At 69.6% G+C, this 12,419-nt stretch carries 11 protein-coding genes, 1 tRNA gene and 1 pseudogene; 4 read left to right on the top strand and 9 right to left on the bottom strand.

Annotated elements, in window-relative coordinates; genetic code table 11:
- Window positions 1–9 precede the first annotated feature (9 nt).
- The 6 genes and pseudogenes from ACZ3IG_RS30575 to ACZ3IG_RS30550 form a co-directional block, all read right to left on the bottom strand.
- A complete protein-coding gene (locus ACZ3IG_RS30575) occupies window positions 10–801 on the bottom strand; it encodes a radical SAM protein (protein ID WP_467436098.1) in 792 nt (263 codons plus the stop codon).
- A gap of 17 nt (window positions 802–818) precedes the next feature.
- Window positions 819–1,937, bottom strand: coding sequence for a hypothetical protein (locus ACZ3IG_RS30570; RefSeq protein WP_467436096.1), 1,119 nt, complete (start codon window positions 1,935–1,937; stop codon window positions 819–821).
- Complete coding sequence (locus ACZ3IG_RS30565) at window positions 1,937–3,046, bottom strand: radical SAM protein (protein ID WP_467436094.1); 1,110 nt, start codon at window positions 3,044–3,046, stop codon at window positions 1,937–1,939. The genes ACZ3IG_RS30570 and ACZ3IG_RS30565 overlap by 1 nt, the downstream gene beginning before the upstream one ends.
- A gap of 3 nt (window positions 3,047–3,049) precedes the next feature.
- A complete protein-coding gene (locus ACZ3IG_RS30560; protein WP_467436092.1) occupies window positions 3,050–4,048 on the bottom strand; it encodes a D-2-hydroxyacid dehydrogenase in 999 nt (332 codons plus the stop codon).
- Window positions 4,045–5,354, bottom strand: a pseudogene (locus tag ACZ3IG_RS30555) (glycosyltransferase family 4 protein). The gene ACZ3IG_RS30560 and the pseudogene ACZ3IG_RS30555 overlap by 4 nt, the downstream one beginning before the upstream one ends.
- A 44-nt stretch (window positions 5,355–5,398) precedes the next feature.
- Entirely contained in the window at window positions 5,399–5,923 is a 525-nt protein-coding gene (locus tag ACZ3IG_RS30550; protein WP_467436090.1) for an ATP-binding protein, read from the bottom strand.
- A 203-nt stretch (window positions 5,924–6,126) separates the two neighbouring features.
- On the opposite strand from ACZ3IG_RS30550, the gene ACZ3IG_RS30545 reads away from it, so the two are divergent.
- From ACZ3IG_RS30545 to ACZ3IG_RS30535, 3 genes are all read left to right on the top strand, one after another.
- Window positions 6,127–7,572, top strand: a complete 1,446-nt coding sequence (locus tag ACZ3IG_RS30545; RefSeq protein WP_467436089.1) for a carph-isopro domain-containing protein — start codon at window positions 6,127–6,129, stop codon at window positions 7,570–7,572.
- Window positions 7,573–7,582: 10 nt separating this feature from the next.
- The gene (locus tag ACZ3IG_RS30540) at window positions 7,583–8,536 is read left to right on the top strand and encodes an FAD-dependent oxidoreductase (protein ID WP_467436088.1); all 954 of its coding nucleotides are present in this window, start codon (window positions 7,583–7,585) and stop codon (window positions 8,534–8,536) included.
- Window positions 8,537–8,658: 122 nt separating this feature from the next.
- A complete protein-coding gene (locus ACZ3IG_RS30535) occupies window positions 8,659–9,015 on the top strand; it encodes a hypothetical protein (RefSeq protein ID WP_467436087.1) in 357 nt (118 codons plus the stop codon).
- Window positions 9,016–9,815: 800 nt separating this feature from the next.
- On the opposite strand, the gene ACZ3IG_RS30530 is transcribed toward ACZ3IG_RS30535, so the two are convergent.
- The 3 genes from ACZ3IG_RS30530 to ACZ3IG_RS30520 all read right to left on the bottom strand — a co-directional run bounded on the left by ACZ3IG_RS30530 (window position 9,816) and on the right by ACZ3IG_RS30520 (window position 11,730).
- Window positions 9,816–9,889 (bottom strand) — tRNA-Pro (locus ACZ3IG_RS30530).
- 66 nt (window positions 9,890–9,955) lie between these two features.
- Window positions 9,956–10,702, bottom strand: coding sequence for a Pr6Pr family membrane protein (locus ACZ3IG_RS30525; protein ID WP_467436085.1), 747 nt, complete (start codon window positions 10,700–10,702; stop codon window positions 9,956–9,958).
- A gap of 101 nt (window positions 10,703–10,803) precedes the next feature.
- Window positions 10,804–11,730: a metallophosphoesterase gene (locus ACZ3IG_RS30520; protein ID WP_467436084.1), complete on the bottom strand. Its 927-nt coding sequence runs from the start codon at window positions 11,728–11,730 to the stop codon at window positions 10,804–10,806.
- A 134-nt stretch (window positions 11,731–11,864) separates the two neighbouring features.
- Here ACZ3IG_RS30520 and ACZ3IG_RS30515 point away from each other — a divergent pair, with 134 nt between their 5' ends.
- Window positions 11,865–12,329: a GatB/YqeY domain-containing protein gene (locus ACZ3IG_RS30515; RefSeq protein ID WP_403541788.1), complete on the top strand. Its 465-nt coding sequence runs from the start codon at window positions 11,865–11,867 to the stop codon at window positions 12,327–12,329.
- Window positions 12,330–12,419: the final 90 nt, after the last annotated feature.

Raw genomic sequence — 12,419 nt, 5'->3', positions numbered from 1 at the left:
ACCTCCCGATCAGACGGTGAGGGTGGGGACGAGTGCGGCGCCGGAGTCGGTGTACTCGTGACAGCGCAGGCAGAACCGGAAGTGGTGGGCGCGCGGCGCGAACACCTTGGCCGCGAAGTCCTCGTCCCAGATGCTGAACTCGCTGTCGTCCTTCGCCATGGCGTTGAAGCAGCGGTAGCAGGACCCGTCCATCTCGATCATCAGGTGCTGGTCGAGGTAGCGGTCGCAGAGGCCGCGTAGCTCGTTCGTCGGCTGGCCCACGTCGACGTGGTGCACGTGGTTGGTGACATGAATGGCGCCGTACTGCTCACACAGGGTCCCGAGCTGCTTGAGCCGGGTGGAACTGATGCCTTCCAGGACGCTGTTGACGACCACGGTCTTGCCGGCTTCGCGGAGGCGGGGCACGACGGCGTGCACCTCGTCGTAGTTCCCGTGTTCGTCGTCGCAGCCGATGAGGATCTGGTCGTAGGAGCGGAGGGTCGCGTCCATGATCGGCTGGTTGCGGGCCAGGGTGATGGCGTTCGTGCCCAGGACCATGACTTTGTCCGGCAGCCGCTTGCGCGCGGCGTCGCTGAGCGCCGGGAAGTCCCGGTGCACGGTGGGTTCGCCGCCGTTGATGTGCAGCTGCTGGAAGGGGATGGTCTCCAGCCGGGTCAGGATGGTGGAGAACAGGTCCAGGGACATGTTCTCGCCCTGGGCGCCGTCGGCGAAGATGCAGAAGTCGCAGTGCCGGTTGCACTTTGTGGTGATCTTGACCTTGGCCGTTTTGAGGGTGCGGGGCACCGACGCACGCGGGGTCATTGGCGAGACTCCTTGGGTCAGAGGTGGACGTCCTCGGGGGTGAAGCTGAGGAAGTCCTGGACGGTGGTCTTCTGCTGGTGCCAGCGCGCGAGGGCTGTGCGCAGGGTGTCTGCGGTGGTGGGCCCAGTGGGGATCAGCGCCGCCATCCGGGCGGCCAGCCGCTGGGCGGCAGTCGCCTCGTCTGCCGCGAGCACGGTCAGCGTTTGCGCGGCGGAGCGGAGTTCCTTCGCCTCCCGCCGGATCAGGTACTCAGTCGCCACGCCGGGTGGCGGATCAAGGTAGTACAACCAGCGGGCGACGCGTACACGGAGCATGCCGGCCGTCATCACCCAGTCAATACGAGCGTGCTCATGCCCCTGGCCGCCTGGGCGGGCCCCGTCAGGAACGCGGCGCATGGCCGCCTCCAGAGCTACATGGGCCGCGCGGAGCAGGTGGCGCGGACCCCGTGGGCGGGCATCGGAGCGGTTCTCTGAGTGCCGGAGGAACAGCTCGGCGTATCCGTCCAGTCCCTCAGGCCGCCACTGGGTGAGGGCCGCCGTCTTTCCGGGGCAGCGGGTACGGGTTGCGAGTGCGGCGGCAGCGAACCAGCACGGGGCGAGGTAGTGCCACGCCACGCAGTGGCGCCGGTACGCGCCGATGTCCTCGACCACGTTGTCCGTGCTGTCCGCGGCCAGCTGGTATCGGCCCCCCATCCTGGCCTGGAGGATCCCCCGGTAGAACCGCTCATCGACCTCGCACCAGGGCGCCATTTGGGCCCGGGCCTTCCAGCGTTGGAAGTTCCGCGCGCTGCCGCTGATCAGTGACCAGGTTGCGAGTTCGGGCGCGGAGACGAGTCGCCCGTCCGTCTCGGTCGCGGTGAACGCGAAGCCGGGTGGGTGCTCCAGGAGACGTCGATGGGAGACCTCCCGGCCGACTGCGGCGGTGTGTGCGGCGGCCAGGCGGTGGTTCCACTCTTCCCAGTCGGCGGGGGCCTGTGGAAGGAGGACGCGTACGTCGATGTCGGAGTGCGGAGCCAGCAGGTCGGCCGGCTGCCACTTGTGGGTGAGCATCACGGCCCCGACGTCGTGAGCGTCCAGTTCGCGTTCGTACAGAGCGCCGAGATCCTGGTAGAGAGGCGGCGCGTCGACCACGACCATCACCGCTCCCCGGTGAATGCGCGGGCGCAGGAGGAGCCGGCCGCTTCCGTAGGGAGGACGGGGAGCAGGGGCAGGACCGGAGTGCCTTCGGGGCGCTCCATCCGGTCCCAGCGCAGGTCGTAGTCTACGTAGTGGAAGCCCTGCCAGGCGTCGTTGGTGTTGCGGTCGAGCATAGCCTGGAAGAGGTGAGCGAAGGCGTCCCTGAGGGTGCCGCTGGCGAGGTGGGGCTTCAGCGGGATGTCCCGGTTGTGCAGGATGCAGGGTCGCGCCACTCCAGTGGGCGTGATCTTGATCCGGTTGGCATCGGAGCAGGTGGCGCAGCTGGAGTTGGAGATGAAGCCGATCGATCCTGCCCACCCGTCGGGACGGAGGTACTGACCGGGGCTGCGGACGCCCAGCTGGTTCCGGGGGACTTCGCCGGCGTTGGCGAACCACTTGTGGAGGCGGTCGCGGACCTTTGCCTCGGTGATGAACTCGGTGTCGAAGAGCGCCTGGGCGGGGCCGATGTTCTGGAGTTCGATCAGGCGGACGGCGACGGGCAGGTCGCGGGCGAGTTCGGCCACGGCGAAGGCGTCGTCCAGGTAGGTGCGCTGAAGAACGCAGTTGATCTTCACTCGCAGGCCGAGGGAGAGGGCGGCGACGAGGGTGCTCCGGGTGGTGCGCGGGTCGCCCCCGCCCATGATCGCGGCGGATCGCGCCGGGTCGAGGCTGTGGAGGCTGAGGTTGAGGTAGGTCAGGCCGGCGTCGTGGAGCTGTTCGACGCTCAGCCCCCGGCGCAGGTTGCCGTGGCTGGTCATGCCGATCGCGGCGTCGGGCCCGAGGCCGTCGGCGAGCCCCGCGATGACGTCGAGGATGTCGGCTCGGAGGGTCGGTTCACCGCCGGAGCAGTGCGCCTTCCTGATCTCCCAGGCCCCGGCCTCGGTGGCGATGGCCGCGTAGTCGGAGGCGGTCAGGGGCCAGTCCTTGTGCCCGTAGTCCGGCATGCACCGGGGCTTGCAGAACACGCAGTCCAGGTTGCAGAGCGAGTTCAGGGTGAAGGCCAGGTAGGGGTGGTTGCGGCCTGCGGCGGCGAAGGTGGCAGCCAGGTCGTCGTGGTCTGCGGTGGGCATTGGTCAGCCTCCTGTGAGCGGAGAGCGGGTGGCGGGCGTCTCGGCCAGGCCGTTGAGGGGCTGGCCCGAGAGGTAGCGGTGCAGGTTGTCGGCGAAGAACGCCACCGCCTCGTCCATGTACGCGCGGCAGAACACCGAGCTTTTCGGGGTGAGTACGACCCGGGGGTGGAGCCGTAGCGGATGGCGTGCAGGCAGCGGTTGCGGGTCGAACACGTCCAGGGCCGCGCCGCGCAGGTGGCCGGTGTCGAGGGAGGCCAGGAGGGCCGACTGGTCGACGGTTGCCGCGCGGCCGAGGTTGAGGAAGAGAGAGCGGGGCTTGCACGCCGAGAAGAGGTCGTGGTCGAAGTAGCGGTGCGTGTCAGGGGTCGCGGGCAGCAGATTGACCACGACGTCAGCGATGGACACCGCCTGGTGCACCGCCGTCGTGTGCACCCACGTGATCCCGTCCTCGGAAGCCGCAGGTGGTGTCCGGCGCACTCCGATGACGTTCATGCCGAAGGCCCGGGCGGCCTGGGCAAGGTGGCGTCCGACGCTGCCGCAGCCGACGATGGTCATCGTCGCCCCCGCCAGGTCGAAGAACTCCTCGGCCAGGTCGTCCTTCCACCAGGCACGGTTCTGCTGGACGCGCTGGCTGGTGAACAGCCCGCGGGAGAAGCCCAGGACCAGGCCCATGGCGTGCTCGGCCATGGGCCTGCCGTGGAAGCCGTACGAGCGGGTCAGGGCCACCCCGACGGAGTGCGCCTCGGCGACGGGCAGATGGTCGGTGCCGGCGGCCGGGGAAGCGATCCACTTCAGATGTGGCGCGGCGAACAGCCACGAGGGCGCGAATCGCCACCCGAAGTAGACGTGTGCGTCGGCCAGCTGGTGCGGCACGGCCTCCTCGGTCGCCCTGCGGAACTCGACGCCGGGGAAGGCGGCGGACAGCGCACGCTCGTGCTCGGAGGACAGCCGCCAGAAGGAGTGCGGGGACTCCAGGCTGATCAGCACCACCGGCTGGTTCATCGCGCGCGGCCCTCCGCGGTGGCTGACTGGGCCAGCGCCCAAGGGGCGATGCGGTCCATGACGGAACCGACGCTGGCCTCGTAGTCGTGGCGGGAGCGCACCAGGGCCGCCCCGGCGCTCCGGAGTCGATCGCGTTCGCGGGGCAGGATGGTCAGGGCCCGGTGCAGGGCGGATGCCAGGGACCTGGGGTCCTGCGGTGCGGCCGTGAAGCCGGTCTCGCCCTCGATGACGGTCTGAGCCAGGCCGCCGGCCGTGGTCGCGACCACCGGGCCCGCACCGGCTGCGAACGCCTCCAGGGGTATCCGGCCGAAGGGTTCCTCGCGAGAGGGAACGATGACCGCGCCCAGGGCCGGGCTGTGCAGCCAGGCACGAATCGCGGGGGTGAAGCGAGTGATCAGAGTCGCGTCCAGATCGTGCGTGCGGATGTGTGCCGCCAGGTCCTGCTGGTACGAGGAGAGGTGCTTGTGTCCCTCCGAGGTCACGGCGGCCAGCAGCAGGTGAGGAACGGGGACACCGCGTTCCTTCAGCAGGCGCAACGCCTCCAGGAGATCTTCGAAGCCTTTCGTCGGGACTGCGCGGCCCATGGCGAGAAGGAATCCGGCGCGGGCCTTGAAAGGCAGCGGCAGAGCCGTGGTCGGCCTGACCATCTCCTCACGGATCAGTCCGTTCGGGATGCTCACGATGCTCGACCGAGGGACGGCGTAGTTGACGACGAGGTGGCCTCGCATGTGGGAGGAGATAGCCCCGACGCGCGCACCTCGGAGTGTCGCCGCCCGCAGGGCGTCCCGCTCCCAGCGGACGCGGGAGACGTCCTTGGGCCGCGTCAGCGCGGTCGTGGAGCGGGGCACGAGCAGCAGGTCCGTGGTCGGCGACGTGTAGGGCGCGAGCCCGAGGAGCGGGATGTCGAGGCCGACGAGGAGGCACCGGCCCGCCCGCGCGGCGACGCGTATGGCCGCCTCGCCCGCCAGGTCGCACAGCTGAACCGAGCCGCGGACCGAGTCCGGCGGCGCGTTGACCTTCGGGATCGTGATGACCTCGGCCGCGGCCTGCCGCAGCATCTGCCGCACCTCGCCGGCCCACCGCTGATCGTGCGCTCCCGCGGTCTCGGGCACGTGCGGCGTGATCACTGAGAGGCGGCCTGCCGGCAGGAGCCGGGCCAGTGCCGTGAGGAAGGCGCGGTTGCTGAAGCCGGTGCCCGATTCCGCGCCGTAGAAGCCCTCGTGGAGAGCGACGACGACCCGGGGCTGGCGAGCGGCCTCCGGTGCGGCCGTGGGTGGGGTGGCGGACTCGCATGGTCGATGCGCACTGTGTGGTGCCTCCTTGGAGGACGGGTTTGGGCAGGCTTGGACATCAGGCGCCGGCAGACGAAGGGCAGGGCTTGTGGGTGAGGCGGCACCAGGCACGAGAGCCGTTGGTGCCAGTTGTCAGCGACCAGGCATCGGCCAAGGCATCGACGATGAGCAGTCCCCGACCTGATTCGGCCTGCTCGTCGGGAGCGGTAGGAGAAGCGGGTGCGGGTCGGGAACAGCCGCCGTCGGTGACGGTGATCTCGATCTCCAGGCCGCCGCTGGCCAGACTCCTGCGGTCGACGCACAGAACCAACGGCGGACTGCCCGAGACGAAGGCGTTCGTCGCGAGCTCCGACCCGATCAGGCGGCCGTCAGCAAGTACGTCCGTCTCAGTGCCACGCAGCGCCAGCGTCACGGCACCCCGGGCGACCTCGGCCGCTTCTGGTCCGTACGGCAGATCCGTGATCAGGGTGGTTGTGCCATCGCCAGCGACGAGCCCGCGTCCGGGGGCGGAGGTCGGTCGTTCGGCGTCACGGTCCAGCACATCGCCCGGTCGGCCTGGGGAGGTGCTCGTGTGCTGTCTCAAGGCCCACCTCTTTCTCCGTCGGCTCGGAAGACAGGCGCCTCCGCCGAGATCCAAGAACACAGGAGGGGGATGGTCAGGCAGGACCCGATCAGTGGGTCAACTCGGTCAACTTCCATGTGACGGTGGTGAATCGTCCGCCCAGGGGCATCACCATGGGGGCTGCGAAGTGATGGACGAACCACTGGAGCGAAGGGTGGTCGCACGTGGCACCGCAGACAGGCGAGCCCAACGTCGTACTGGCGGGGTGCCTCGACGAACTCGGGTGGAGCCCGAAGGCGCTCGCTCGCAAGCTCAACCGAGTGTTCGGCGCGGGGACGGTGGCCGAGTCGGCGCCGTACCACTGGCGGGACGCCGGCGCCCTGCCGCGCTCGCCGTTGCCGATGATGGCCGCCTACGTGCTCTCCCAGGAGCTGGGTAGGAATGTCTCGGTGGCCGAGCTGTGGCAGGGCCGTGTGGGCGACTCGTCAGCGCTGGTCCCCGCGAACACGGATCTCGCGCGACCTTGGACCGCGCAGGGCATGGAGGCGATCGTGGAGGACTGGGTGATGGGAGGGCTCGTCGACCGTCGCCGGTTCCTCGCGATCTCGGGCGCGGGACTCCTCGCGATCGTCGCCCAGTACCTCGACGGCACCGCGGGACGCGGTCAGTACACGCCTCGAATGACGTCGTCGCTCGGCACCGATCCGCTCGTGGACCAAGTGGAGCAGCATCTCCCCATGCTCCAGTTGCTCGATGACGAGCACGGAGGGGCACGTCATCTGCCCTACGTTGGAGCGCAGTTCCGGGCTGTCGGACTGCTGATTCGCGAAGGCGGCCACCCTCCGGCTGTCGCGAGCCGTCTGATCCGTGCGCTCGCGGAGATCGGCCAGCTGGCCGGCTGGATGGCCTTCGACGCGGCCGACCACGGACTGGCGCAGCGCTACTTCGTCACGGCGCTTCGGGCTGCCCATCAGGTCAATGATCTCCCCCTGTGCGCCCACATCCTGGGCGACCTCTCCTTCCAGGCGGCGAGTCGAGGACACCCCGCGGACGCCATTGCGCTCGGTGAGGCCGCCCGCCGGGCAAGCGACGCCGCCCCGCTGGCCGTCCGGGCATCTGTCCTGTCCCGACTCGCGTACGCCTATGCCGCTGCCGGCCGTGACAACGACTTCGCCCACACTCGTGGCGCTGCCCGCGAACTGATCGCAAGTCGGGACGGCCGCCAAGAAGAGCCCCGCTGGATGTACTTCCTCACCGACAACCACTTGGACTGCCAGGCCGGTTACGGCCTCATCCAGATGGGTCGTGCACATCAGAAGGCGGAGAGCGGAAAGAAGAGCCGCCGCTTCCTCGCCCAAGGGACCGAGATGCTCAGAACCGGGGCGTACGACGTCCCGCGCGGCGACCCGAGCCAGCGCCGAGCCCTGTTCGAGGGAGCCTGGTTGGCCCTGGGCCACAACACGCAGGGAGACCTGGAGGCAGCCTGCGAGATCGGCCAGATCGCCGCCGATCGCCTTGATGCCGTCCGCTCGCCGCGCAGCGCGGCGCTGCTCCACCAGCTTGCCGCCGACCTCCGTCGCCGACAGCGCAACCCTCACGTGCGCGGCTTCCTGCCAGCCCTGGAGAACGCCCTCGCCCAACACGCCCCATCGACGCAACCCGGCCGCTAGGGTCAGGTTCATGACCGCAGGGGAGCGCGTTCTCGTTGTCGGGGCCGGGGTGGCTGGGCTCACCACGGCCGTCGTTCTCGCCGAGGCCGGGGCTTCGGTGCACGTGATCGCCGAGCAGGTGCCGGGGGCCACGTCACTGGCGGCCGGGGCGATGTGGGGGCCCTACCTGGTCGAGCCGAAGGACAAAGTCGACCAGTGGGGACAGCGATCCTTTGAGATCTTCCGGGAGCTGGCCCAGAACCCGGCGACGGGCGTCCGGCTCACCAGTGGCATCGAAGCGTCCCGCACAGCCGAAGCCGTGCCGGACTGGGCCACCACCTTGCCAGGTTTCCGACCGTGCGAGCGGGGCGAACTCCCGGCCGGGTTCACAGCGGGCTACCGGTTCACCGTGCCACTGATCGACATGCCCACCTACCTCGACTACCTCCTGCACCGGCTCCGCGACGCCGGCGGTGTGGTCGAGCAGCGACGGCTGACTTCGCTCTCGGACGCCGGTCCGGCTTCGGCGATCGTCAACTGCGCGGGCCTCGGGGCGTGCGACCTGGTTCCGGACCCTGACCTCCGGCCCATCCGCGGTCAGCACGTCGTCGTCACCAACCCCGGGCTGACCGAGTTCTTCTCGGAGGACACCGGTCTCTCGCCCGATCTGCTGTGCTTCTATCCTCACGGTGACACCGTCGTCCTGGGTGGCACAGCGATCGAGGGCGAGGGCGATCTGGCCCCCGACGACAAGGCGGCGGTCGGCATCCTCGCCCGCTGCGCCGAGGTCGAGCCCCGCCTCGCCGAGGCCCGTGTCCTGGAGCACCGGATCGGCGCGCGACCGACCCGCGCCACGGTCCGTGTGGAGGAAGAGGTGCGGGAGGACGGCACCGTGGTCGTGCACAACTACGGGCACGGAGGTGCTGGCGTCACGCTGTCGTGGGGGTGCGCCGAGGAAACCCGGCACCTGCTTTCGGCCGAATGACCTACGGCTTCTCCGGAGTGGTGTCGGGGTCGCCGTTTGTTCGGGGAAACGAAGGTGTCGTTTCGCGCTCCTCATCACAGTTACGCGTCGGCTGCACACTCTCAGATGGGACACTTGCCCACATGAAAGAGGTGCGCTGCGAGCGATGCGACAACATCATCGGCATGGGGTGCGCCTGCCCTCCTGATGGCAGCGTGCCCAAGGCACACCCGGAGGGAAGGCGTGTTCGACAGGAGTGGCGGCGGTTCCCCGGCAACGCCATCCTGATCAAACAGAATGGTAAGGCGCACGTTCCAGGCGCGTGCGATCACATGACAGAAGACGAGGTGCGGTCCCCGAAGTGGGGTTGGATTCTCGATCCGTCTCCCGGAGATTGGGACCGCATCAGCGAAGGCAACCCTGCCATCGCCACTGGTGGGAACACGCAGCTGCAGGCGACGAGCCGGTGCATGACGTGCATGGGGACTCTCGGCGGCTGATGACCTGCAAGGCGTCCGGGTCTGTGGGGTAGCTGACCAGAGGGACGACGGCGCGCCGACGTCCTCTTTTGGTCTCATGGTTCTGAGCACGCCAGGCCGGCACGACCCGGTTCGGTGGCACAACGGCTGGATCCGATGCCATTTCGATGCCGTGCACACTGACCGAGTGCTGGAATTGGCCGACGGGTGGTTCGCGGCGAACCTGCCGAACGTCCCGTGGACGGTCACCCACTAGGCGCGCCCTCCAGCTCGGGGTTCCTACCGCTTTGACAACGAGGTTAGTCGTCGCTGTCAGCGGCATCCGATCGACTAGCTTCGCTGTTCAACGGACAGAGTTAAGTGCCCGGAAGGCCGAATCGACCTGCTCCTCCAACGGCTTCTTGGCGGTGTCGGCCCATTCCTTCTTCCAGCCGTAGCTGTGGCCGTGGCCCGAGTGCTCACTGATCAGCAGTTCCAGCTCACCGGATGGCTCGAACCTGTGCGTCTGGGCTGTCCGACGTGACGGGGTCGGCTCCGTCCCCGATGCGGGTGAGGAGTGCGAGCTGCCGGTCGTTTAACGGAGACCATCGGTGCATGGCGATCGTCGTACCGCCTGTGATCGGCCTCGCACAACCGTAGGGATGACCCTTTCCCAGCGTGAGCGGCAAAGAGCGGGCTGGACGGCGGACGGCCGCTCGCTGGGAGCCGCCGGGGAGCCGGTTCTGGAAGTTGGCTCCCAAACGGCTCCCGAAACGGGGCCACAAAGCAAATCAGGCCCGGTGCTGATCTCTCAGCACCGGGCCTGACCTGGTGTTTCTCTGTCGGGGTGGCGGGATTTGAACCCACGACCTCTTCGTCCCGAACGAAGCGCGCTGCCAAGCTGCGCCACACCCCGAGTGTCGTCGCTGTCGCGGCGACGTCGTTTACTTTAGCCCACCGCGCGCCGGAGACGAAATCCGATTCAGCAGGGCCGGCGCAGGGGGTTCGGGCGGGTGTGGTCCAGGGCGACGAGGAGGGCGGACAGGGCGTAGAGGGACAGGCCCAGGAGGAGGGCGTTGCCGAGGACTCCCTTGTAGCCGTGCTGGTCGACGTCGAGGAAGGGGTAGAGGTAGCGGGCTGTGCTGTCGGGGATGAGCAGCTCGCCGCGGCCCAGGGAGAAGGCCAGGTAGGCCAGGGGGTACAGCATCCAGGCGACGGTGTGGCGGAGGCGGAGGCGGCCGGGGACGGTCAGGAGGAGCCAGTCGGCGGTGGCGGCGAGGGGCAGGGCGGTGTAGAGGAGGTGGGCGGCGACCGCGTGCCAGCCGGTGGGGGCGTCGGGGAGGGCGTAGGGGCTGGCCGGGTTGGCGAGGAGGGTGTGGTGCACCAGGGCCGAGGACACGGTGTAGAGCAGGGCCGCGCCGGTCAGGGCGGGGGACAGGGGGTGGGCGGCCGTCCAGGCTCGGCGGGCCGAGAGGGGGAGGACGACGGCCAGCAGGATGCCGCTCTGGACCGTGAAGTGGCTCAGGGCCGGGGTGGCGGGGCCGGCGAGGGAGAGTTCGATCGTGACGCCCGCCGCGGCCAGGGTGGCCGTCAGCAGGCGGAAGACGGCCACCAGGGGGCGGCGTACCGGGGTCACCACGGCCGTGGCCGGGACCGGTGAGGGCAGCAGCGCGGGCGGGCCCGGGACCGCGGGCAGGTCCGGGATGTCCCTGGGTATCGGTGCGGTCATGCCCTCAACGTAGGGAAGGAGGGCGAAGGGGGCGATACGGGTGGGCTGTGTGGGTTACGGCGGGGTGTCGGCCGTACCGCCCCAGGGTGGTGCTGGTTGTCCTACTCGCGGCCCACCAGCGTCAGCAGCGTCGCCTCCGGGGGGCAGGCGAAGCGGACCGGCGTGTAGCGGTTGGTGCCGCAGCCCGCCGAGACGTGGAGGTAGGACGTGCGGCCCTCGGCCGTGTGCGTGGAGAGGCCCTTGACGCGGTCCGTGTCCAGGTCGCAGTTGGTGACCAGGGCACCGTAGAAGGGGATGCACAGCTGGCCGCCGTGGGTGTGGCCGGCCAGGATCAGGGGGTACGCGTCGGCGGTGAAGGCGTCCAGGACGCGCAGGTACGGGGCGTGCACCACGCCCATCGAGAAGTCCGCCGAGCCGGACGGGCCGCCGGCCACCTCCGCGTACCGGTCCCGCTTGATGTGCGGGTCGTCCAGGCCGGTCAGCTCGATCGACACGCCGTCCACCTTGAGCGTGCCCCGGGTGTTGGTGAGGTCCAGCCAGCCCGCGGCGTCGAAGGTGTCGCGGAGGTCCTCCCACGGGTTGTGGACGACGTCGACGGCCGGCGGGTTGCCGTTGAGGCCGTGGCGGCCCTGGACCTTCTCCAGCAGGTACCGGGCGGGGTTGCGCAGCCGGGGGCCGTAGTAGTCGTTGGAGCCGAAGACGTACGCGCCGGGGAACTCCATCAGGGGGCCGAGCGCGTCCAGGACCTCGGGGACGCCCTCGGGGTCGGAGAGGTTGTCCCCGGTGTTGATCACGAAGTCGGGGCGCAGGCCGGCCAGCGAGCGCAGCCAGCGCTGCTTCTTGCGCTGGTCGCGGACCATGTGGATGTCGGAGACCTGGAGCACGCGGAGGGGACGCATGCCGGAAGGCAGGACGGGGACCGTCACCCTTCGGAGGCGGAAGGAGCGGGCTTCGAAGCCCGCGGCGTAGACCAGACCGGCGGCGCCAGCCGCCGCGATGGACAAGGGCACTCCGTATCGCGCGCGCATACGACCATCGTGTCAGATGCCGGCGGGGAGCCATGTCCGCCTGTGGACAACTTCCGTCCGCCGCCCGGCCCCACCGGGCCCCACGCGGCAAATAGGCGGGCGTCCAGCCTCCCGTACCTGCGACAATCGACGGCATGACCACCCTCAAGTCGAAGCTGCAGGACGACCTCAACGCCGCGATCAAGGAGCGTGACGAGCTGCGCTCCTCCACGCTGCGGCTGACCCTCTCCGCGATCACCAAGGAAGAGGTCGCGGGGACCACCAAGCGCGAGCTCTCCGACGACGAGGTGCAGAAGGTGATCGCCCGCGAGGCGAAGAAGCGGCGGGAGGCCGCGGACGCCTTCGCGCAGGGCGGCCGGGCCGAGAGCGCCGAGCGGGAGAAGGCCGAGGGCGAGGTGCTCGCCGCCTACCTGCCCAAGCAGCTCGGCGACGACGAGCTGAACGCGATCGTCGCGCAGGCCGTCGAGGAGGCGAAGGCGGCCGGTGCCGAGGGGCCGCGGGCCATGGGTGCCGTCATGAAGATCGTGAACCCGAAGGTGGCCGGGCTGGCCGAGGGCGGCCGGGTCGCCGCCGCGGTCAAGAAGCTGCTGGCCGGCTGAGCGGACGGACGGACACCCGTACGGGGCCGGCTGCCGTATCCACTGCAGCCGGCAGACAGACGGACAGGCAGACCGACCGACAGACGTCCA

The sequence above is a fragment of the Streptomyces sp. NPDC016677 genome (assembly GCF_055562815.1).
This window is presented reverse-complemented; position numbering and strand designations above follow the sequence as displayed.

Bases quoted from the DNA above. Each gene is read 5' to 3' on its own strand.
- ACZ3IG_RS30570 (WP_467436096.1), bottom strand. From the start codon at position 1,937: ATGGTCGTGGTCGACGCGCCGCCTCTCTACCAGGATCTCGGCGCTCTG.
- ACZ3IG_RS30515 (WP_403541788.1), top strand. From the start codon at position 11,865: ATGACCACCCTCAAGTCGAAGCTGCAGGACGACCTCAACGCCGCGATC.
- ACZ3IG_RS30525 (WP_467436085.1), bottom strand. From the start codon at position 10,702: ATGACCGCACCGATACCCAGGGACATCCCGGACCTGCCCGCGGTCCCG.
- ACZ3IG_RS30540 (WP_467436088.1), top strand. From the start codon at position 7,583: ATGACCGCAGGGGAGCGCGTTCTCGTTGTCGGGGCCGGGGTGGCTGGG.
- ACZ3IG_RS30575 (WP_467436098.1), bottom strand. From the start codon at position 801: ATGACCCCGCGTGCGTCGGTGCCCCGCACCCTCAAAACGGCCAAGGTC.
- ACZ3IG_RS30560 (WP_467436092.1), bottom strand. From the start codon at position 4,048: ATGAACCAGCCGGTGGTGCTGATCAGCCTGGAGTCCCCGCACTCCTTC.
- ACZ3IG_RS30565 (WP_467436094.1), bottom strand. From the start codon at position 3,046: ATGCCCACCGCAGACCACGACGACCTGGCTGCCACCTTCGCCGCCGCA.
- ACZ3IG_RS30520 (WP_467436084.1), bottom strand. From the start codon at position 11,730: ATGCGCGCGCGATACGGAGTGCCCTTGTCCATCGCGGCGGCTGGCGCC.
- ACZ3IG_RS30535 (WP_467436087.1), top strand. From the start codon at position 8,659: ATGAAAGAGGTGCGCTGCGAGCGATGCGACAACATCATCGGCATGGGG.